The following is a 22,825-nucleotide window of genomic DNA, read 5'->3' as shown; positions in this document are numbered from 1 at the left end:
AGTTAAGCATGAACAATACACATTTTAAGAAAAAGCAGCTTGCTGTCAGCCTATCCTTAGCGATGGGGTTCACATTAGCTCCTTATGCCGCCGTTGCTGAAGAGCAGCCTGCAGCAGATAAAAAAAGCATGGAAGTTATTCAAGTTTCCGGTGTACGAGGCAGCTTGGTTAAATCGATGGATATCAAACGCCAATCATCCGGCGTAGTCGATGCAATTACTTCTGAAGATATTGGTAAATTTCCAGATACTAACCTTGCCGAATCACTACAACGTATTACTGGTGTGTCGATTGATCGCAGTAATGGTGAAGGCAGCAAAATCACGGTACGTGGTTTTGGCCCAGAATTTAACTTAGTCACCTTAAACAACCGCCAAATGCCTACGTCAGGCGGACGCTCATTTGACTTTGCAGATATTGCAACAGAAAGCGTAAGTGGCGTAGAGGTATATAAAACAGCACGCTCAGATATTGCTAGTGGCGGTATTGGTGCAACTGTGAATATTACCACCGCTAAACCGCTTTCTAACCCTGGTCTGCATGCATCGATTGGTGCTAAAGCTGTACACGATACCTCTAATGAAACCGGTGACGATATCACGCCAGAGCTCTCGGGTATTTACAGTAATACCTTTAATGACGACAAATTTGGTATTTTAATTTCGGGTTCTGTACAAGAGCGTAACAACCGCGAACAAGCCATGTCGGTTGATAACTGGATTCCGAATGTTGATATTTCAGCATCTCCTGGTTTATCACTCACCGATAACAACCAACGTGCTGACGGTGCCACTTGGTATCCGCAAAATGCCGGTTATGCATTTTCAGATAACACCCGTAAACGTACCAATGGTCAGCTAGTGCTGCAATATGCGCCATCAGAGAAGCTTACTGCAACGCTTGATTACACCTATTCAAAACTTGAGTTTGAAAAAGACGGTCGTAGTTTTGGTGTCTGGTTTAACAACGGTGGTAACGTAAATTCAGCGAACATCAATGAAAACGGTACTTATACGCAAGTAAGCGAGTTTGGTGGCGACTACTCTACCAACTTAAACCGCGGTGCAACAACCAACGAGAATAAATCGCTGGGTTTAAACCTTGATTGGCAAGTAACTGACAATTTAAATATTGAGTTTGATGCTCATAATTCATCAGCAGAAAGTGCAGGTGTAGGTCTTGGTCATGATGCATTTATGATCATCGGTAACACGTCATGTGATTGGTGTGAAAACCCAACCGTTAATATTGATGAAAAAATGGCTGACTTTAGCCAAGGCGAAATCCCGCTGATCGATATGACTTTAACTAATGGCCAAGCGGAATTACTACCAAGCGATATGGGGAGTTTATTTGCCGGTGTAAATAAAGATACAAACACCAACGACCTTGATCAATACCAACTAAAAAGTACTTGGTATAACGAAAACAGTGGTGCCCTATCAAGCATCAACTTTGGTGTATCACATACTAAAATTGAATTCAGAACGACTCAAGCCTACTCAGAGCAGTTAGCTGCGGGTTGGTGGTTAAACTCAGCCGATTGGTATGACGACAGCTTATTTACTCGTGTTGACAGCTCAGGTTTACTTGATGGTTTTTCAGGTGGTGGTAACGACAAACTCCTTAACTACTACTACGATGCTGACTTTAATGAAATTGTAGCCATTGCAGAAAGTATAGACTGTGATCACCCTGATGGTGGTATTGGTGCATGTAGTTGGCCAGCTGATGTAAACGGTAAAGTTCAATCAGGTCCAATTGATAATGATCACCGCGTAAGCGAAAAAACCCTATCATTCTACACGCAAGCAAATTTTGAAACTGAGTTTAACAACATGTACGTCACTATGGCGGTTGGCTTACGTTATGAAAAAACAGATGTAGAAGCTCAAAGCTTAGAAAAACCAGCTGCAGGTATGACATGGGTAAATGGTAACGAATGGTCATATAACTTTGGTGAGCAAACCTTCTCAAATGGCGAAGGCAGCACTAGCGAATTCTTACCGAACTTAGATATTAATGTTGAAGTTGCGCAAGATGTTATGGCGCGTTTCTCTTATAGCCGTACCTTGGCTCGCCCTCCTGTAGGCTCACTGCGTTCAACTACTTCATTTTTAGGTAACCCTAAGGTTGGCCAACGTAAAGTAGCTGTTGGTAACCCAAATCTAAAACCATTTGTATCTGATAACATTGATTTATCACTTGAATATTACTACGGCGAAGGCAGCTATATGTCGGCGGGTTATTACCGTAAGCAAGTGGAAAACTTCATTGTGAATGTCACAACGCAAGAAACCATGGGTGATATTACTGACCCATTCATTGGTGAGCGTGCTGAGCAAGCCCGTGAAGATTTAGCAGCCGAAGGGGTTACGCCTTCTGATCAAGCGATTCATGACAAAATTAATGAAAACCAAGGCACAGCTCAAGGCACGGGCATCACAGGTATTGGTACCGATCCACTCGCTATCTTTGATGTTGCCCGCGATACTAACGTTGAAACTGGTAACTTATGGGGCTGGGAACTTGCTGCACAACATATGTTTGCCGACTCAGGCTTTGGTGTTGCTGCCAATGCGACCTTTGTATTTGGTGATGTAGCAGCGGATCGTGATGCCACAGGTTATCAGTTTGCCTTACCAGGATTGAGTGATTCTGCAAATATTTCTGCTATTTATGACTTAGATGGATTATCGGCACGTGTTTCATATAACTGGCGCGATGAGTTTTTAACAGGCTTTGATCAGCATTCGTCACCGGTGTTTACTGAATCGTACGGGCAATGGGATATCAACGTAAATTACGCGGTTAACCCACAGCTAACGGTATTTATCGAAGCGTTAAATATTACCGACGAAACACAACGCACTTACGTACGATACTCTGAGCAGTTACTACGTGCCAACCAATATGGTGCTCGCTATAACTTAGGCTTCCGCTACTCATTTTAATTAATGAGTATTTAAAAAGCCGCTTTTAAGCGGCTTTTTTTCATTTTAAAGTTAACTGACCCTATCTGCTTATCCTCTTAGCGTTAATATTAGAGATATCAAAAATCTGACTGCTAAGCTAAGTTATGAATATAGCCAGTATATAAGAAGGTTTTATGCACCATAATAAAATTAAACATATTGTTATTGTTGGTGGCGGCAGCGCTGGTTGGCTAACGGCTGGCTTAATAGCAGCACAACCACACCTGACGCGTCAGGCAAAGGTCACCTTAATTGAATCACCTGACGTGCCAATATTAGGTGTCGGCGAAGGCTCGTGGCCCACCCTACGGCAAACCCTGAAAACCATTGGAGTAAGTGAAACAGAATTCATTCGCCAGTGTGATGCGTCATTTAAGCAAGGCTCGCGCTTCGATGGGTGGATAAACGATGCAGGTAATGAGCACTATTACCACCCGTTTAGCTTACCGGTTGGCTATCAGCAATTAAACATTGCGCCCTATTGGTTTGGCCAGCATCATGCCGTTAGCTTTAGTCATGCGGTATCGAGTCAAAGCTATTTATGCGATCACCACAAGGCCCCTAAAACCCATTTACACTGCGATTATCAAAGTGACGCCAATTATGGCTACCATTTTGATGCGGGTAAATTTGCTGAACTGCTTAAACGCCACTGTATAGATAAGTTAGGCGTTACCCATTTAGTGAGCCATGTTGATGAGGTGATTAACGATGCAGATGGCTATATTAGTGCTCTAGCTACCCGCGATTTAGGGTTATTGCAGGGCGATTTATTTATTGATTGCTCCGGCCATCATGCCCGTTTAATAAGCCAACATTATGCAATTGAATTAGAGCCACAAGAGCACATTTTATTTAATAACCGCGCTGTGGCGGCACAAGTACCATACAGCAATAGGCAACAAGACATTCTCTCATATACTAAAGCAACCGCCCAACAAACTGGCTGGATTTGGGATATTGGCTTGCAAAGTCGCCGTGGTGTTGGCATGGTTTACTCAAGTGAATTTGAAACCGCAGCGGGCGCAACTGACAAGCTATTAGCTTATTTAAGCAACACGCAAAAAGAGCTAGATACCAGCCAATTAAGCGTGCGTGAGCTGAGCTTTACGCCAGGCTATCGCAGCCAGTTTTGGTATAAAAACTGTGTTGCTATTGGTATGTCGGCTGGATTTATTGAACCACTTGAAGCATCGGCGTTAGTGATGGTGGAGCTGGAGCTGGGCCTAAACTACCTGCTGGCTAACTTTCCCACCCAGCGCAATGCCATGCCACATCTCAGTAAACGCTATGATCAGCAGTGCCATTACCGCTGGCAACGGGTGATTGAATTTTTAAAATTACACTATGTGTTATCTGAGCGCAGCAGTGATTATTGGCAAGCACATAGAGATACCAGCACAATACCGCAAACCCTGCTTGATAACCTTGCGCTATGGCAATATCAAAGCCCTTGGCTCAATGATTTTGATCGTGCCCAAGAAGTATTTTCAGCGGCGAGTTATCAGTTTATTTTATACGGTATGAAGCACTTACCGGCATTTCCTAAAATGAACATGCCCGCGAGTATCATTGAGCATTTTACCAATAATCAGCAAGCTGCAAAGCAAGGGTTAGCCAACTTACCCACTAACCGCCAGTTACTGGAACATATTCAAAAGTTTGGTTTACAGCCTATTTAACTTAACAGGTTTAAGTTAACAGGTTTAAGTTAACCAATTGAATTAACTTTATTTAAAATCAGGAGGCCACATGGCCAACCATGTTTTACTTGATAATATTAGTCATAAAGAATTAAAAGTGATCACCGAACGTGGCGCAAAATGGGGCGATAACATCAGCTGCACAGCTATTTACCCGAGTGAATTCACTAAAGTACAAGCTAATCAACCCATTGTATTTCGTAAGCACCCACAGTCAGGGCAGTTTGAAGCATTAGCCTTATTTGGCTTTGAAAATGGCGAAAACCTACTACTCGATACACAAGGCAATTTAGCACTGAATTATTTACCACTGAGTATGCAACGCCAACCTTTTTTAATCGGCCAGCAAACGCAGTACAACCAAGGCATACCTGAGCAATCATTAGTGGTGCATGTAGATTTAGACAGCCCACGTATTAATACAACAGAAGGGGAAGCTGTGTTTTTAGAACACGGCGGCAATAGCGACTACTTAAGCCATATTGCTCAAGTATTGAATACCCTACATATTGAAAACCAAGCCCTTCCGGATTTTTTTTCACAACTCCTTGAGCTTGATTTACTCGAAGCATTTGCAATTGAATACCAGCAAAAAAATGCTGATAAAGTCACTGTCGGCGGTTTTTATACTATCAATCAACAAAGCTTAAATACCCTTACCAGCGAGCAACTGCAAACCTTACAGCACAGTGGTTATTTGCAGGCTATTTATATGGCAATTGCATCGCTTGAACAGATCCCTACCTTACTTAATAAAAAATGGGCGCAGCAGTAATGCCAAGCGCAGCTCAACAAATAAAGCAGCAAGTCAGGCAATGCCATATTGATGACATCGACGATTTGCCGAGCTTTTTAGCCGAGCAAACAATCCCTATTGTGATCAAAGACGTATGCACGCACTGGCCTATGGTTGAGCAAGCCAAACAAAGCGATCAACAGGCGCTGAGTTATTTAAAAAGCCTTGCGAGCGACTCACCGGTGCGGGCATTTTCAGCCCCAGCCAAAGAGCGTGGCCGTTATTTTTACAATGCGCAAATGAGCGGCTTTAATTTTAGCCAATATGCCAGCAATTTAGTTGCATTACTTGGCCAATTAGAACAAGCGAAGACGATAGCCGAACCAGACTCTTATTATATGGGCTCAACGGCGTGTGATTATTGTGCGCCGCAGTTTATTGCCAACAACCCGTTACAGGTCACGCCTCATAAGTGCTTAAAGAGCTTGTGGGTGGGTAATCACAGCCAAATTGCCGCCCATTATGATAATGCCGACAACCTTGCCTGTGTGGCAGCCGGCAGCCGTGAATTCATATTATTCCCGCCAGAACAAGTAGATAACTTATATATTGGCCCGCTGGAATTTACCCCAGCTGGACAAGCCGTCAGCTTAGTGGATTTTGCGGAGCCTGACTTGGAGCGTTTCCCCCGCTTTGCACAGGCGCTACAAAACGCACTCAGCGCAAAGTTAGCACCGGGGGATGGCATCTTCATTCCTGCACTTTGGTGGCATCAGGTAAGCGCACAAGGGGAATTTAATGTACTGGTCAACTATTGGTGGCGCCAAGCGGCTGTTCATTTAGCCAATCCATTTGATGCGCTATTGCATAGCATGCTGGCAATTAAAGATTTACCCGCAAGCCATAAAGCTAACTGGCAGACCTTCTTTAATCATTATGTATTTAATGACAATTCAAGGCTTGGCGAACACACACCTGATGATGTAAAAGGCATTCTTGGAGAAGTGGATGAACTGACGGCACGAAAAATTCGCCAGTTATTACTACAAAAATTAAATCGTTAATACTAGAACTGAGATGAGTCTTAAGCCTGCGATTACAACGAGTTCGGCGATGTAACGCCAGGCTAAAGACCCAAATAACTTAAAGTCGTTTACCAATTATCTGCTTAGCAGAATCTTGATAAGTTGCGCAGCCTTTGCCCGTTTGTGGGTTAACACTACACTCAAATACTCGCACGTAATCCACCAGCATCTGCTTTGGAAAACCACTTTCATCCACGCCTTTTTCGTTCACGTTGGCAGGCCAATTACCGCCGACGGCAAAGTTTAACAGCATATGAAAACGCTTATCAAAAGGTGCAAAACCTGAGTTTTCCACTAACGTACCATCAGCTTGCTCACTAACTGAATACCACTGCTCACTTTTAAAGGTAGCAAAATGAATATCATCTACATACCAGCGCATTTCATCTTGCTGCCACTCAAGAGCATAAACATGAAAGGTATCGGCAGGGTTTTGATCGCCAGCAAAAGTATACGCTGTACCACTGTAAACATTGCTCGGTGCTGGACCGCCATAATGCAAAGTACCATGCACACGACTCTCTAAAGTGCCTACGGGCGCGGTTTTATCATCGGTTGGCACTTTAAGATTAACCGCTTCCATAATATCGATTTCGCCAGAAGAAGCCCAACGGCCATACTCCCAATCAGTAGGTAGCATCCAAATCGCCGGCCATGCACCTTGCCCCGCAGGCAACTTAGCACGAATTTCAAAGCGACCATATCGCCAATCCCCTAAGCCCTTGCTGCGTAACCGTGCAGAGGTAAACGGTTGGGTTTGGGTGAGTGAGCGCTCTGCATCGCTATTAACCTCATCACGATTAAATTTAGGACCCGTGTACTGCTCTTTAATGGCAACGAGATGTAACAACCCTTGCTCAACAAAACTGTTTTCTGCTCGGGCGGTATAACACTGCTTCTCGTCATTTCCGCCACCACGACAATTGACTTCATGCTGCCACTTTTGTGAGTCAATTTGTGAGCCATTAAATTCATCTTGCCAAACGAGTTGCCAGCCTTCCCCCAAACTGGCAGTGACAGGTTCTGTTTGTTCTACCTGTTGGCAGGCGCTAAGTGCGCCCGCCAACAAGATAATTGCAGGAGTTTTTATTGACATAAAATAGCTGACTCCTGTGCATGTTCAGTGCTTACTGCTAATTTAGCAATTGATAGCTGCCAATCACCTTGAGTGCTTAATTGCCATGGTGAGAACACTTGACCTAGGTTTACATTTTGCTCAGCAAAACACGCTAAATCAATATTCAGTGTTTGCCACTGTGAATCATTATTTAGTTGTTCGGTAATATCTAATTTACCTTGGCAATCATCACCACATTGCATACCTAACCACAATGGGCTGGTGCCTGCTTTGTCGACTTTGATCTGCATCTGTAGCTGCCCTTGTTTTTCAACAAACGAACGTAAGTCAGATGGGAACGGCGCCATTAATCGTACTGCAGCCAGCTCTTCACCGGTAAAAGTGATAGCACGCGCATCTTCTTGCACGTCTTTATCAAAGGTTTTAACGCTGATTGCACCAACAGACTCTCGGCTGCTTGCCATGGTTTTTTGTTGCTCACCACTTTGCAACTGTAGGCTCCACGGCGCTTTTACCGCACGTTCAAATAACACTAAGTCCTCAAGCTGCTGTGTTCCTTGGCTTTGCTCTGGAAGGTCATCACTTAAGGTGTTTTTATCTGTATAGGTTAAACCAAAACCATACGGCAACAACGGCGAGTAATCAGCGTCTCCTCGATTGGCATTGTCGATTGGGTTATTCGGCCACGAGAATGATAACTTACCTTTGAAGTCATGGTTTACAGAACCATCAGCATTGGCAAATAACACATCGCTCAAGGCATCCCCTTCACTACCTGGCAGCCAAGTAGCAACAAAGGCATCACTGGCATTTAATTCTGCATTTACCCACATCGGGCGACCACTAATAAATAGCGATACGACTGGAATACCTGCTTTTTTAAACTTACGCAACAAGGCTAAATCTGTTTTATTACCACGTTGATATTCAAGGTTGTCTAAGTCGCCGTTGCCTTCTGCATAAGGTTGCTCACCAAACACCACGATTGCAACATCTGGACGAGTATTGAACTCACCATTTAAGTCATACTGAACTTGCCCGCCTGCTTGCTTAACGGTGTGTTCAATACCATCCAAAATCGACGTACCACCTGGGAAATCGCTATTTTCGTTACCAGTCCCTTGCCATGTAATACTCCAGCCACCTGATTGCATACCAATATTATCAGCACCTAAACCTGCCACAAGCACATTTGCTTTAGGTGAAAGTGGTAATAGCTGTTGTTTATTTTTAAGTAAAACTAATGACTCACGTACCGCTTGCTTTGCCACAGCGCGGTGCTCTGCGCTACCGATTACTTCTGTTTTACCTGATAACGGACGCTGCGCTGGGCTTGGTTTATCAAATAAATCTGCGCGCATTTTCACGCGTAAAATACGAGTCACGGCATCGTCAATTCGGCTTTGCGCAATATCGCCACTTTTTACTTGAGCAATTAAATTTTCATAAAGCGGTTTCCAGGCATCGGTTGGCACCATGTACACATCCAAACCAGCATTCGCTGCTTGTGCACAGTTACCGTTTGTACAACCGTCAATTTGCCCGTGACCGTTCCAGTCACCTACAACAAAACCATCAAAACCCATTTTGCCTTTGAGCACATCGGTCAATAAGTATTTGCTGCCATGAATTTTTTCACCATGCCAACTATTAAATGACGCCATCACTGTTTGTGCGCCCGCACCTAAACCGCCAACATAGCCTTGTGCATGAATGTCGAATAGTTCTTGCTCTGATGCAATGTTATCACCTTGGTCATCACCGCCTTGCGTTCCACCATCGCCTAAAAAGTGCTTCACGGTACTAATTACACGCTCATCAGATAAGAAATCTTTATCAACCGCGCCTTGCAGACCTTTTACGATTGCCGCTGAATAATCACGAACAATTTCAGGATCTTCTGAATACCCTTCGTAAGTACGACCCCAACGATCGTCACGCACGACGGCTACAGTTGGTGCAAATACCCAATCAATGCCTGTTACCATTACTTCTTGCGCAGTGGCTGCGGCTATTTTTTCAATTAATGCAGGATTATTAGTAGCACCTAAACCTATGTTATGTGGGAACAAGGTTGCGCCAATCACGTTGTTATGGCCATGTACTGCATCGGTTCCCCACATTGTCGGAATATTAATGCCATCAAGGGAATCATCCACTGATGCTTGATACATTTTCTCAGCAAGCTCTATCCAATCAGCCGCGGTTGCGTGTTTATTGTTATTAGGAAACGCCCCGCCACCATTTAAATACGAACCAAAGCCATATTTGCGCATATCTTCGACTGTTATATCGCGAATTTCAGGTTGGATCATTTGCGCAATTTTTTGCTCCAAGGTCATGCTATTTAACAGTTTCGCAATTGCCGCTTCCATGTCGGCATCATCTTTAATGCCTGTGGTAATTTTTGGCCAAATTTCGTTATCGACTACTTTACTCGTTTGCATTTTTTCAGGCCCTGAGCAGCCGTTCATCGCTATGGCCGCCATCATTAGCGCAGTAAGAGTGAATGGTTTTTTTAATGTCATGTTTTTCACCTAAATATTAATGACGAGTTGAAGATACTTTTGAGCCAAACAGCGCAAAGTAAGTGATATATAAATAACAACCTATTGGTAACATCAGTGCTAACTGCACACCAATATTATCAGCGAGCACACCTTGTAGTAATGGAATAATCGCACCACCAACAATTGCTAAACAAAGAATACCTGAGCCTTGTGAAGTGTATTTACCAAGCCCTTGCAACGCTAAGCTGAAAATAGTTGGGAACATAATTGAGTTACACAAACCAACCAGTAAAAGCGCCCACATAGCGAATCCACCTTGTCCGGTCATTGCCATAATAATCAGCACAATGGCAAGCAAGCCATGGCAGGCAAGCACTTTACCGGCATCAAACTTTTGCATCACAACCGCACCAATAAATCGACCTATCATCGCACCGGCAAAGTAATAACTAATATAATGAGCGGCTTGTTGCTCCGTTAAGCTGCTAATATGATCAAGCGTTAAAAAACCAACCAAAAAGCTACCAATGGCAACTTCAGCCCCAACGTAGACAAAGATACCGAGTGCCCCAAAAAGTAAATGACGGTATTGCCATACACTGCCTAAATCAACAAACCCTTCAACCTGCTGACTTTGTGCTGCTGAGTCACTCTCTTTGCCTAGTTTAGGCAACTTTAAAAATGCAAAGATAACCGCAAGGACTAATAAACTGGCTGACAACATTAAATAAGGGAATTTAACTTGCTCAGCTGTTGCTTGGCTCACTTCAGTTAAAATTAACCAACCGCCAAAAATAGGCGCTATGGTAGTGCCTAATGAATTGAATGCTTGGGTCATCGTTAAGCGTGATGAAGCTGTTTTAGGCGAGCCAAGTACACTCACATACGGATTTGCTGATACTTGTAGAATAGTGATACCAGACGCTAATACAAACAACGCCAGTAAAAATAACTCATAAACATGTGCGACTGCTGCTGGATAGAAAAGCGCACAACCAATAGCGGCGACCACAAGCCCGACAACAATACCAAACTGATAACCTATCTTACTGACCAACTTCCCTGCAGGAATCGACATCACAAAATAAGCACCAAAAAAGCAAAACTGGATTAGCATAGCCTGCGTGTAATTAAGCGAAAACATGCCTTTTAAATACGGGATCAAAATATCATTTAAGCAGGTAATAAATCCCCACATAAAAAACAGTGTGGTCAACGACGTTAAAGCAAACGTTTGCTTGCTCATAGGTTGCTGGCTATGTTCGTTCTCTGCCAAAGTGTGTGTAACATGTGCCATATTAAATCTCTAATTGTTTTTAATTATCAGTTTATTACAACTACATAGGTGCTTTTTTATTAAAATTATAAAAGCAAATAATAGTTGCAACATTAAATGTAAGCGCTTACATTTATAACATATAAATCGAATTTAGCAATTTATTTACAAAAAACTTGTAAGCGCTTACATTGAACAGCTATGCTGTCTACAAAATAAATATAAAGCGATTGCTACTACTGAAAGTTAAAAGGTGCACCTTGAGCGAATTTAAAACTATATCACTGCCATCTAATTCACCAATGCTAACGCCGCAATTTGTATTTGGCGTAGCAACCGCTTCATTTCAAATTGAAGGATCACGTGATACCCGCCTACCGTGTATTTGGGATACCTTTTGCGCGCAACCAGACACAATTGCTGATAATAGCCATGGCGACATTGCTTGTGATCATGTCAATTTATGGCAACAAGATATTGAAATGATTGCAAACTTAGCCGTAGACGCATACCGGCTATCAATTTCATGGCCACGCGTACTGCATCAAGATGGCACAGTGAATAAACAAGGAATTGGTTTCTATCGTGATCTATTAATTGCATTAAAAGCACGTAATATTAAAACCTATGTCACCCTATATCACTGGGATCTTCCGCAACATTTAGAAGATCATGGTGGCTGGCAAAATCGTAACACCGCTTATGCTTTTGCAGCTTATGCTGATGTGGTAAGTAAAGAGCTTACTGGGCTGGTTGATTCCTATGCCACCTTAAATGAACCATTTTGCAGCGCTTACTTAGGGTACGAAATAGGTGTTCATGCCCCAGGTATAAAAAGTCAGCAAGCTGGCCGTCAAGCGGCCCATCATTTGCTGCTCGCCCATGGCCTTGCGATGCAAGTATTACGTAAAAATTGCCCTACAGTAGAAGCTGGCATTGTACTTAACTTTAGCCCCAGCTACCCGCTTACCGCTGCAGATAAAACAGCTGCAATGCTTGCAGATCAATATCATAATCAGTGGTATATCAAAGCCGTATTAGAAGGGCAATACCCTGACTTACTCAGCCAACTAAACGAAAATGCACAACCTGTGATTGCTGCAGGAGATATGGCAATAATTAGCCAAGAAATTGATTTTATTGGTGTTAATTACTATACCCGAATACACTATCGTAGCACTGAGGATAACTGGTTTGCCGAAGCGAGTATTGCTAATGTACCAGTCACTGATATGGGCTGGGAAGTATACCCACAAGGCTTAACAGAGTTACTAGTTTCATTAAATGAACAATATCAATTACCTAAAGTATATGTAACTGAAAATGGCGCGGCCATGGCTGATCATTTGTACGAAGGGCAAGTAACTGACTTAGAAAGAGTGAGTTATTATCATACGCACCTCAATGCTGTTCATGATGCAATACAACAAGGCGTTGATATCCAAGGGTACTTTGCATGGAGTTTAATGGACAACTTTGAGTGGGCATACGGCTATGAAAAACGCTTTGGACTCGTTTATATTGACTATTCAAATCAACAACGGATACTAAAAGAAAGCGCTAAACAATATCGCAACTTACTGCAACAACGTAAAAAATAATAATAATATTGAGTGCCAATTATGCTAACTAAAAAAGAAAAAATAGCCTATGGCTTAGGTGATACTGCCAGTAACATCATTTTTCAAACCGTAATGCTATTTTTGACTTTTTTCTATACTGATATTTTTGGCATCTCGCCTGCAATCGTCGGCACTTTGTTTTTAGTAGTGCGTGTCATTGATGCGATCACTGATCCGCTAATGGGCTCGTTGACCGACTCAACCCGCACTAAATACGGCAGTTACCGCCCCTATTTGTTATGGTTAGCACTACCATTTGGGGTGATCAGCATTATTACTTTCACCACTCCAGATCTTAGCGACACCGGTAAAGTGATCTACGCATTTGTAACGTATACGCTATTAATGCTGGTATACACCGCTATTAACATTCCTTATTCAGCGCTCGGTGGCGTGCTTAGTAAAGATCCTACAGAGCGGGTATCCATCCAATCGTATCGCTTTGTGTTTGGTATGCTGGGTGGATTGATTATTAGTAGTTGTACTATGCCCTTAGTAAACTGGCTTGGTAAAGGCGATAATGCACTAGGCTATCAGCTAACTATGGTGATCATGAGTTGCTTAGGTGTGGCGTTATTTTTGATCTGTTTTCGCTTTACCAAAGAGCGTGTCGTCGCTCAGCAATATAAGCAACTAAACCTCAAACAGCAAATGCATACGCTCTGGCAAAATGGTCCGTTTAAAGTTCTGTGTGCAGCCTCTTTGATGCTATTAACCAGCATGGTTTTACGTACCACCTTAGCAATTTACTATGTTAAGTATGTACTAGGTGAGGCTGATCTGGTCACCGCATTTGTTACCATAGGTATGATTGGCAACATTTTGGGCTGTGCCTGCGCGCAACCTTTGAGTAAGCGCGTTGACAAAAAAACCGCCTATATCTACTTACAATACTTATCCGCCATAATCAGTTGCGTTGCTTTTTGGCTCCCTGGTGAACAACTGATATGGGCTTTTGCTATTTACTTTTTGTGGTGCTTTGTTACACAAATGGCCACCCCATTATTATGGGCAAAGATGGCTGACACTATCGATTACGGACAGTGGCAAAATGGTCACCGTTTAACCGGCCTAGTGTATGCCAGCGTGGTATTTTTCATTAAACTTGGCCTTGCTTTAGGCGGCGCTATCGCGGGCTGGTTACTGGCTTATTATGGCTACCAAGCAAATACCGCGTTAAGCGAGCCAACCCGCGATGGTATTTTAATTTCATTTACCTTATTTCCAGCAATTGGCAGCATACTTGTCGCATTAATTATGAAAAGGTATATTCTTGATAATCAAACTGTTCAGCAAATATCGGCTGAGCTCGCAGTTAAAAGTCGTATTTAACAAGGAATTGCATGGCCACCATTTATGAGGTGTCAAAACTTGCAGGCGTATCGTTAGCAACCGTCTCAAGAGTGATGAATAATAATGCTAATGTCAGCGATGCAACGCGTGAAAAAGTAACTCGCGCAATGACTGAACTCGGCTATAGGCCAAACTCTATTGCTCAATCGTTAGCGTCAAATTGCTCAAATAGCGTAGGATTGCTTGTTTCTGAGTTGCACGGTCCTTTTTATGGCCCGATGATGAGTGGCATCGAGACCGCCTTTCGCAAGCAGGGTAAACACGTGATCATTGCAGCAGGTCACAGTAATGAAGAGCGAGAGCAACAGGCTATTGAGTTTTTAATTAGCCGTAATTGCGATGCTTTGATTTTGCATGTTGAAGCGATCAGTGATGACTACTTGATAGAGCTTAGTAAAGGGAAAACCCCTTTTGTGCTCATCAACCGCTATATTGCAGAATTATCATCACGTTGTATTATTTTAGACAATGTAAAAGGTGGCTATTTAGCCGCTAAATATGTTTTAGAGCAAGGCCATACCGATATTGCCTATATCAGTGGTCCACTGTGGAAAAAAGATGCCCAAGATCGCTTAACCGGCCATAAGCAAGCCCTTGCAGAGTATAACTTGAGCTTTAATGAACAATTACTGTATCAAGGTGACTTTATGGAAGATGGCGGTGCAGCTGGATTCCAATACTTGCATAATAATGGGCCACAATTTACTGCTCTGATCTGTGCCAATGATGAGATGGCCACCGGCGCGATGGCAACAGCAAGAGAATGTAAGCTTAAATTACCCGAACAATTATCGATTATGGGTTATGATAATGTGTTTTTTACCCGCCATGTTTACCCGCCACTGAGTACCATAAATTACCCCATAAATGAAATGGGTCGTATGGCTGCGGACTGGGTTTTGAGTAACGTTTATCAAAAAAACACACCGCCATTACAAACGTTATTTGAACCTGAATTAATCATTCGCCAATCAGTACTTACTCACCCTCAATAAGCTGGGTTAGTAATGCAAGATTAATTGGTTTTAATAAAACGTGTTCGATATTAAGCTGCTCTAGTTGTAGCGGCTCAGGCTGCATACCACTGACAATAACTCGAGATATCTCGGGGTAATGCTCCTTGGTATAAGCTGCTAACTCTAAACCACTGCCATCTGGTAAATGCATATCTAGCAAAACCTTATCAAAGTTGCTATCGACTTTTAAAATAGCAACGCAGTGCTCATAGCTGGTAGCTATACTGGTTTGCACACCTAAGCTTTCAAGTAACAATTGAGTTATTTGCGCTGCATCAGCGTCATCTTCAACGAGTAAAAAGCGCATTTTGCTCTGTACAGAATCTACAGGAGGCAGAACCTCTGGGGAGTTTTGGCTATTATCAGCTAAATAGGTTTGTAAGCACAAATACAGCAGAGTGGCATCGACAGGCTTACCTATCACATCATTAAAACCCAGCGCCGTCAGCTCACTATGGATCCCCTTCATTGTTGCGGCGGTAAGCGCAATAATGGCGCCTGTAAACCCAGCTTTTCTCAGCTCAATGGCGGTTTCTTTACCGCCCATCACTGGCATATGAATATCTAAATAAACAATATCGTATGGATTGCCTTGCTGCTGCGCATTAGCTACTTTATCAAGTGCTTGCTTGCCGTGCTCGGCGTAATCTACTTTCGCTCCTGCGGAGGCAATCATATGCCCGACGAGCACCCGTAAATCACGTAAATCATCAACCACTAACACTCGGCCGCTAACCTTACACGGGGCTGTTTTTTGCTGCATATTAGGGGTTAAATCAAGCTTTAATAAGCGCCTTTCTACCGCTTGAATATTGCCCGGATACAGGGAAATAGTAAACTCAGAGCCCTTGCCTATTGCAGATTCTAAGGAAATACCGCCTTGCATACGGCTCAATAACTCTGAACAAATCGCCAGTCCTAATCCAGCACCACCAACAGATCGCGATTCAACATCGGCTATTTGTTCAAACGGCTTAAATATCAGCGCTTGTTTTTCAGGAGCAATGCCCATCCCCGAATCTTTAATGCTAAAAAACAGCATTTCTGTGCCATCAATTACCTTTGTCCACGCGCGAACGATGATCTCACCTTGCTCGGTAAATTTAATCGCGTTATTGATTATATTAATTAAAATTTGTCGAAGCCGCGTCGCATCAATGTTCACTACTAACGGTAAAGGTTGTAACGACTCAAAGCGCAGTGATAGGCCTTTATCAAGTGCAGAAACTCGCATCAGGGTAAACACATCAGCCATCAGGCTATCAAGATTGACGTCACTGCGACTGAGCTCTAATTTATCGGCGGCTATTCTCGACAGGTCGAGCACGTCATTTAACAAACTTAATAAGTGTTTACCGTTGCGGTAAATAACACCAAGCTCGTTATTGGCATGTTCGTTAAAGTCACTCTGCATCAGCAATTCAGTATAACCGAGAATGGAAGATAAAGGCGTGCGTAACTCATGACTCAAATGGGCTAAAAAACGATCTTTAGAGCGGTTTTCTGCTTCCGCTTTTAAACGCTCGATCCGCTCTTCTTCTATATCTCTGCGGGCTAATGCATAACGAATTGAGCGCGCAAAACGGCTACTGCTCATTTCGTTTTTAACTAAATAATCAACCGCACCAGCATCTAGGGCAGCCGAATCAAGTTCATCATTTGGCTGCCCAGTAAGCATAATAATTGGCCCGGTGAAGCCATTTTCGACCGCTTGCTTTAATACCACAAGGCCATCAGATGCACCTAAACGGTAGTCAAGCAGGCAGATATCATGCAGATTTTGACTTAATAGTTGTACTGCCTGCTTAGGATCACTGCTCCATTCTATATCAAATGTATGGGAACTAAGCTGTTCAAGGTAATCACAAGTAAGAATGTAATCGTCTTCATCATCTTCAACAAGTAGCAGCTTAGTTGCCTTATCTAACATAGTGTCTCCAGTAGTTATTTTCTAATCGTTATAGGTGCTCGGTAATTCAACAAACTCAACCCAGTATTTACCGAGTGTTTTCATCAAATCAACTAAACCATCAAAGGTAACTGGTTTAGTGATGTACGAGGCTGCGCCCAAGTCGTAACCTTTAACCATGTCTTCCTCTTGCTTTGAGGTGGTTAAAATCACCACTGGAATGCCTTTTAAATTCGGGTTTGCTTTGATTGCTTGCAGTGCCTCTCGACCATCCATACGTGGCATGTTTAAGTCTAATAAAATTAAACTCGGTCGCGGCGATGAGTCACGGTCTTCAAACTTACCTTTACGTTCAAGGTATTCCAACAACTCCACACCATCTTCAACAAAATACAACTCGTTCAACACACGACTTTCGACGAGAGCATCTTGGGTTAACAAACGATCATCTTCGTCATCATCAGCCATTAAAATGGTGATTGGCTTTACTTTAGTGAACGGCATTTAAGCCTCTCCTTGCAATGTGAAAAGATCACTTTCCACAGGTAGTTTTATTATGAAGCTTGCACCCTCACCCATGTTACTTTGTGCTGTTATAGTACCGCCATGACGCTCTACTATACGCCGACAAACAGATAAACCTATGCCGGTGCCTTTATATTGCGAGCGACCATGTAAACGCTGAAATGGAACAAATATTTTATCTGCATAATCTGGCGAAAAACCAATACCGTTGTCTTTAACGGTAATTATTTGCCAACAAACTTCGGTATTATGCCCTTCACTAAACTCACTCGTTTTTATGTGTTCAATATTAATAACCGGTTGTTGTTCTGGATGCCTAAATTTAACTGCGTTTGAAATTAAGTTTAAAAATAACTGTTGCATCTGGCTTGGGTCGGCCTGAATTATTGGCATATCGCCCACATTAATCTGCGCATTAGACTCTTTAATAGCAATTTCTAAATCACTTAAAATATCATTTAATACACTATTTAAATCGGTATCAACAAAATTTTTGCCACGGGTGGTAATACGCGAAAATTCTAATAAGTCATTAATTAAATTAGACATACGCTGCGCTGCATTTTTCATGCGCGCTATATAATCCATGCCTTTTTCACCTAACTCGTCTTTAAACATAGTTTCGAGACGATCGCTAAATGCTTGAATTTTACGCAACGGCTCTTGCAAGTCATGGCTTGCTACAAAGGCAAACTCTTCTAGCTCGCGGTTACTGCGGCTCAACTCATCTGAATAAAGCGTTAGCTCTTGAGTTCGCTCTGTTACTTTGTTGGCTAAGGTTTCGTTTTGTTTTTCAAGCTCTGCACGATACTGCGCAGCATTTCTTAAATTTAACCGTGTAAGTACAAACATGCCTATAATTAGCAAGCCACTAGTGACTGCAGTAATGACAAAAGTAATTTTAGCTTCATTTTTTATTTTTGCTAACTTAGAAAAATGGCTAACTTTAAACAACATTTCTCGGTCTTGAATTTCGTTTACCGCTAAGCGAATTTGTTTATACAGCTCTCGTCCTTTATCTGTGTTAACTAAATACAGCGCACTGCGCTCTTTATTATTTTGCGCTAAGTTAACGGTCTTTTTTAATTCAATTTCCTTTTGATCCACTAACGACAATAACAGTGCAATGCGCTCTGCCTGGCCATTAATTTCTGAACTTAACGATTTTACATGCTCAGTTTGTGACTCAAGTTGCTCAAGTGCATCGTAATAAGGAACTAAATAATCACTTTTTTCTGTAAGTAAATAACCTCGCTGACCCGACTCTGCCTGCACAACTGACAAGTGTAACTTTTCGATAGCGGTAGTGAGCATACTGGTATTGTCTAAACTATTTTGCGTTTGGCTTAACCCTTGTATGGTATTTACTGCCAAAAATGCATTACCAATAATGATAGATAACACCACAACAATAAATGTTGCCCAAATGACATTAGCTTTACTTGGTTCTTTTTGCGTACTCATTTAGCATCCTAATTCAAAGAGATAAATTATTGCGAGTCTGTAATTGTTTGTAAGCTTTCGCTGCACTGTTGGCAGTTAGCAATAATTTTATTTAGCGCATCGAGTGCTTTCTCTTTTGGCATATCGTTTTCTAGCACCAGCTTTATCAACTCTGCATTCATCGAAATTCGATTAAGTGGCGCTCTAGCATCGTGTACTAACTCATTTAGAGGCTTTTTACTGTGATTGCTCATTGTTTTCCTCAAATTTTATTTATATTCGCCAATGCCACCATAAGCATTTAAGCGGTTATAAAGTGTTTTAGTACTAATACCCAGCATTTGTGCAGCCAGTGTTTTATTACCTTGTACTTTATCGAGCGTGGCATGAATAAGTTCTTTTTCTACTTCTTCAATGGTTTGTCCTGCCGACACTTGCTTGTCGTTAACTTGGCTATTCACTTTTGAAAATGGCGACTCTAAATTATCGGGTAAGGTAATATCACTGGTTTGTGGATCGCTCATAATAAACGCACGATGTATTGCATGGCGCAGTTCGCGCACGTTACCAGGCCAGTCATAGCTTTGTAGCTCTTTTAACTGTTCGTTATTCCAGTTAAATGCGGTGCCATTTTCATCATTTAATTGCTCTAAAAAGGCGTTTGCTAATAGTGGAATATCTTCTTTACGATCGCGCAGTGCCGGTATATCAATAGGAAACACTGCCAATCTAAAGTAAATATCTTCACGAATAATATTATTTTGCGCTAAATCGGTAAGTGAGCGGTTAGTCGCGGAAATAACTCGGCAATTTGTAGGTATTTCGCGGTTTCCGCCAACACGTGTTACTTTTTTTGTTTCTAGCACGCGCAGTAAGTTAGGTTGCATACCAATTGGCATTTCGGTTACTTCGTCTAAAAATAACGTGCCGTCATTTGCTTGTTCAAACACGCCTTCTTTACGTGCAATAGCACCGGTAAATGCGCCTTTTTCATGGCCAAACAGCTCACTACTAATTAACTCTTTTGAAAAACCACCACAGTTACTTGCCACCAGCGGCCCTTCACATTCGCTGGCATTATGAATTGCCTGAGCAACCACTTCTTTACCCGCCCCACTTTCGCCCATAAGCATTACGTTGGCGTGGGTTTTAGATACTCGCTCTATCATGGTGTACAGCTTATGCATTGCTGTAGACTCGCCTATTAGCGTACCAAAATGGCGGGTTATAGCTGATGATTTCGTTTTTTTAATGGTTTTTTTCGGGCCATTTAACACCCTTTCAAGATCTTCACGCTGCAATGGCTTTAATAAATGCGCAACATTAGGTTCGCACATGTCGGCTAAAATCCCCTTTACCGAAGGGTGCCCAGATATTAGAGTTATTTTAGGTGAATGGCCTATCATTTTTAAATGATCTAGTAGGTGTAAGCCGCTACCGTCGGGGAGCATAAAGTCGAGCAGTATGTGATCAAAACTATTGTTTTCTAGCCACTGATGGGCTTCTTTTAAACTGGTTGCTGTACTTATGTTATGGCCGAGGAATTCGACTATATGACAAACCACGTCACTAAACTCAACGTCATCGTCCACTAATAGTATATTTAACATGATTAATCCCTATGCTTTTTTATTATTCTACTTGGCCTTAGCACTAAAAGAAAGGCGCGCTATTTGTAGCTTAAATTACAGAGCTTATATTATTTAGTTACATTTTCATCAGTGAACAGTGTAAGCATACTTGATGTACTTAAACTTAAAAAACACTCACTTTATATACTATTTAATAAAAACCTAAAATAAATAACTGATATAATTTAACTTTATTACAGGAGAGCCAATGCGCCCATTAAAAACCCTCATTCACCCAAGTATTAATATTGAACAAGGCAGCCAATTTACACGTATTACCGCCCGCGCTATTGCCATGCATAAACAGCATATTTTATTAATGTATACAAAGAGATACGATGACTTTAGTTTACCTGGTGGCGGTGTTGATGAGCACGAAAGTATAGAGCAAGGGTTAATACGTGAGCTACAAGAGGAAACCGGCGCACAAAATATAGTAATAAAAAAAGAGTTCGGCCTATATGAAGAGTACCGCCCTTGGTACAAAGACGACTTTGACATTATTCATATAAAGTCTTATTGCTATGTATGTAATATTGACCAAAAGTTAGGCCAAGCGCAGCTTGAACACTACGAGCAACAAAATGGTATGGTTGCCAAGTGGGTAGATATAAATGAAGCAATTGAGCATAACGAGCGAACACTTGCCACCAGCGATAAGCAAGGGCTGTCGATTATTCGCGAAACCTATTTACTCAAAGAAATAGCTAAACAGTTATAGCCTGTAATTAGCTTTACTTACACCTGAGTAAAGCTCAACAAGGTATTTTTTTTGTGCTATAAAAACGATACAAGCCAACTAAATTACTGCTTAAAAATAAGCTTTCCATAACAATAGCGACCGGAGAGCCTGCAAAAACGTTATGGCTTATCCAAAATAAAGTACCTACAACCATACATAAACGCATATGTAAGTCGTGCTTTTGAAACGATGCAAACGTTTGAATTAATGTCGCAATAAGTGCCAGTGCGCTAAACCAATCTTGCCAAGTAAAATAAACAGCCACGCAACACAGCAGCATAAAAGCATACATTGCCCACGTTTTACGTGCATAAATGCAGTAAAAATACCTAAAGGCAGCAATTAACATTAAGCAACCTGCACTATTGTGCCCCAATATAAAAAAGTGCACTGCAGTCAGTAATACCGACATAAATAAGCAGGTTAAAATTAACGAACGTGACTTAAACTGAAACGAAGCAAGGTCAAGTAATGTTGCTATAGCAACTAACGACTGAGCAATTAAAAACATAGTGACTCCTTAAAGCAGCAAGTCTAACTAGCTTTAGCGTTATTACTCTTAACTTAAGTTAAGTCGTTTACGAATTCTTGATAAAGAAATTGCCGAAATACCAATATACATAGCCACTTGAGTTAAACTTAGCTGCGCCAACCAATGGGGCTTTTCGGCTAATAAATAACGGTAGCGTTGCTCGGGTGTATTAAGCAATAAAAATGCTTCTTTGGCTTCTTTAAATATAAGCTGCTGCGCAATAAGTTGTTGCTTAATTATTTGCCATTCGGGTTGATTAAATACATTCAATGGGACGCTAATAACGCTTACTCTATTAATTACTTTTAGTTGATAAAACGCTGCGGTATTCGTTAGCCAGTTTCCATAAAGTAGCGCAAACTCATCTTTAAAGTAAAACTCCTTACACCTTTGCCCGCCCTGTGCATCATCATGTATTGCACCTAACACCCCATCAAGAATTAAATAGCCATAACGCTGCTTTTGCCCTTGTTGTAACAATACGGTATCGCGCGCTATATGCTTAATTGGGTATTGCGCTGCAAGTTGCAGTTTTAAATTTGCAGCAAGTTCTTGATAGCTATCGCCTAGCGGCAAGATTGAAATTTCATTCATTTATATTAACCATTTTTTGATGAGGGTTTACTGGCTCTAACTAGCAAGCTAATAATAAAAAGCTAAGCCTAAAAACACGTAAATTACTTTAATTT

18 protein-coding genes are annotated in these 22,825 nt (G+C 41.9%); 8 read left to right on the top strand and 10 right to left on the bottom strand.

Annotation, left to right across the window (positions count from 1 at the left end):
• The first annotated feature begins 8 nt into the window (after nucleotides 1–8).
• The 4 genes from CIK86_RS01515 (at nucleotide 9) to CIK86_RS01500 (ending at nucleotide 6,478) form a co-directional block, all read left to right on the top strand.
• Nucleotides 9–2,954: a TonB-dependent receptor gene (locus tag CIK86_RS01515; protein ID WP_086993208.1), complete on the top strand. Its 2,946-nt coding sequence runs from the start codon at nucleotides 9–11 to the stop codon at nucleotides 2,952–2,954.
• A gap of 155 nt (nucleotides 2,955–3,109) precedes the next feature.
• Nucleotides 3,110–4,657: a tryptophan halogenase family protein gene (locus tag CIK86_RS01510; protein ID WP_086993209.1), complete on the top strand. Its 1,548-nt coding sequence runs from the start codon at nucleotides 3,110–3,112 to the stop codon at nucleotides 4,655–4,657.
• A 70-nt stretch (nucleotides 4,658–4,727) separates the two neighbouring features.
• Nucleotides 4,728–5,453, top strand: coding sequence for a SapC family protein (locus tag CIK86_RS01505; protein WP_086993210.1), 726 nt, complete (start codon nucleotides 4,728–4,730; stop codon nucleotides 5,451–5,453).
• A complete protein-coding gene (locus CIK86_RS01500) occupies nucleotides 5,453–6,478 on the top strand; it encodes a cupin-like domain-containing protein (protein ID WP_176359651.1) in 1,026 nt (341 codons plus the stop codon). The genes CIK86_RS01505 and CIK86_RS01500 overlap by 1 nt, the downstream gene beginning before the upstream one ends.
• Nucleotides 6,479–6,557: 79 nt before the next feature.
• On the opposite strand, the gene CIK86_RS01495 is transcribed toward CIK86_RS01500, so the two are convergent.
• From CIK86_RS01495 to CIK86_RS01485, 3 genes are read right to left on the bottom strand one after another with little or no spacing between them, the layout of a single operon-like run.
• Nucleotides 6,558–7,595, bottom strand: coding sequence for a glycoside hydrolase family 16 protein (locus tag CIK86_RS01495; RefSeq protein WP_086993212.1), 1,038 nt, complete (start codon nucleotides 7,593–7,595; stop codon nucleotides 6,558–6,560).
• Nucleotides 7,586–10,105, bottom strand: a complete 2,520-nt coding sequence (locus CIK86_RS01490) for an exo 1,3/1,4-beta-D-glucan glucohydrolase (protein ID WP_086993213.1) — start codon at nucleotides 10,103–10,105, stop codon at nucleotides 7,586–7,588. The genes CIK86_RS01495 and CIK86_RS01490 overlap by 10 nt, the downstream gene beginning before the upstream one ends.
• Nucleotides 10,106–10,121: 16 nt before the next feature.
• Complete coding sequence (locus CIK86_RS01485) at nucleotides 10,122–11,384, bottom strand: sugar MFS transporter (RefSeq protein ID WP_064667253.1); 1,263 nt, start codon at nucleotides 11,382–11,384, stop codon at nucleotides 10,122–10,124.
• Between the two features lie 281 nt (nucleotides 11,385–11,665).
• Between CIK86_RS01485 and CIK86_RS01480 the strand changes: the two genes are divergently transcribed.
• Genes CIK86_RS01480 through CIK86_RS01470 form a run of 3 tightly spaced genes read left to right on the top strand, consistent with a single transcriptional unit; the run spans nucleotide 11,666 to nucleotide 15,333 of the window.
• On the top strand, nucleotides 11,666–12,964 hold the full coding sequence (locus CIK86_RS01480) for a GH1 family beta-glucosidase (protein WP_064667307.1): 1,299 nt from the start codon (nucleotides 11,666–11,668) through the stop codon (nucleotides 12,962–12,964).
• A 21-nt stretch (nucleotides 12,965–12,985) separates the two neighbouring features.
• Nucleotides 12,986–14,317: a glycoside-pentoside-hexuronide (GPH):cation symporter gene (locus CIK86_RS01475; protein WP_064667252.1), complete on the top strand. Its 1,332-nt coding sequence runs from the start codon at nucleotides 12,986–12,988 to the stop codon at nucleotides 14,315–14,317.
• Nucleotides 14,318–14,328: 11 nt separating this feature from the next.
• A complete protein-coding gene (locus CIK86_RS01470) occupies nucleotides 14,329–15,333 on the top strand; it encodes a LacI family DNA-binding transcriptional regulator (protein WP_064667251.1) in 1,005 nt (334 codons plus the stop codon).
• Here the strand turns inward: CIK86_RS01470 and CIK86_RS01465 are convergent.
• The 5 genes from CIK86_RS01465 to CIK86_RS01445 are packed head-to-tail and all read right to left on the bottom strand — an operon-like array spanning nucleotide 15,317 to nucleotide 20,841.
• Entirely contained in the window at nucleotides 15,317–17,284 is a 1,968-nt protein-coding gene (locus CIK86_RS01465) for a hybrid sensor histidine kinase/response regulator (RefSeq protein ID WP_086993214.1), read from the bottom strand. The two genes, CIK86_RS01470 and CIK86_RS01465, sit on opposite strands and share 17 nt — an antisense overlap.
• Before the next feature lie 21 nt (nucleotides 17,285–17,305).
• On the bottom strand, nucleotides 17,306–17,767 hold the full coding sequence (locus CIK86_RS01460) for a response regulator (protein ID WP_064667249.1): 462 nt from the start codon (nucleotides 17,765–17,767) through the stop codon (nucleotides 17,306–17,308).
• A complete protein-coding gene (locus CIK86_RS01455; RefSeq protein ID WP_086993215.1) occupies nucleotides 17,768–19,252 on the bottom strand; it encodes a sensor histidine kinase in 1,485 nt (494 codons plus the stop codon). It lies immediately after the preceding gene.
• Nucleotides 19,253–19,278: 26 nt separating this feature from the next.
• Nucleotides 19,279–19,485, bottom strand: coding sequence for a hypothetical protein (locus tag CIK86_RS01450; protein WP_011329047.1), 207 nt, complete (start codon nucleotides 19,483–19,485; stop codon nucleotides 19,279–19,281).
• Between the two features lie 15 nt (nucleotides 19,486–19,500).
• Nucleotides 19,501–20,841: a sigma-54 dependent transcriptional regulator gene (locus tag CIK86_RS01445; RefSeq protein ID WP_086993216.1), complete on the bottom strand. Its 1,341-nt coding sequence runs from the start codon at nucleotides 20,839–20,841 to the stop codon at nucleotides 19,501–19,503.
• 229 nt (nucleotides 20,842–21,070) lie between these two features.
• Here CIK86_RS01445 and CIK86_RS01440 point away from each other — a divergent pair, with 229 nt between their 5' ends.
• Nucleotides 21,071–21,583 (top strand): NUDIX domain-containing protein, encoded by a 513-nt coding sequence (locus tag CIK86_RS01440; RefSeq protein ID WP_086993217.1) that lies wholly within the window; start codon nucleotides 21,071–21,073, stop codon nucleotides 21,581–21,583.
• Between the two features lie 34 nt (nucleotides 21,584–21,617).
• Here CIK86_RS01440 and CIK86_RS01435 read toward each other — a convergent pair whose 3' ends face one another.
• Together CIK86_RS01435 and CIK86_RS01430 are read right to left on the bottom strand one after the other, a co-directional pair.
• Nucleotides 21,618–22,115, bottom strand: coding sequence for a YgjV family protein (locus CIK86_RS01435; protein WP_086993218.1), 498 nt, complete (start codon nucleotides 22,113–22,115; stop codon nucleotides 21,618–21,620).
• Between the two features lie 48 nt (nucleotides 22,116–22,163).
• Entirely contained in the window at nucleotides 22,164–22,730 is a 567-nt protein-coding gene (locus CIK86_RS01430; RefSeq protein ID WP_086993219.1) for a Crp/Fnr family transcriptional regulator, read from the bottom strand.
• Between the last annotated feature and the right edge of the window lie 95 nt (nucleotides 22,731–22,825).

Origin of the sequence: Pseudoalteromonas sp. JB197 (assembly GCF_002332205.1) — a bacterium.
GTDB classification, from domain to species: domain Bacteria; phylum Pseudomonadota; class Gammaproteobacteria; order Enterobacterales; family Alteromonadaceae; genus Pseudoalteromonas; species Pseudoalteromonas nigrifaciens.
The sequence above is the reverse complement of the archived record's forward strand: the minus strand, read 5'-3'. Positions and strand labels throughout refer to the sequence as shown.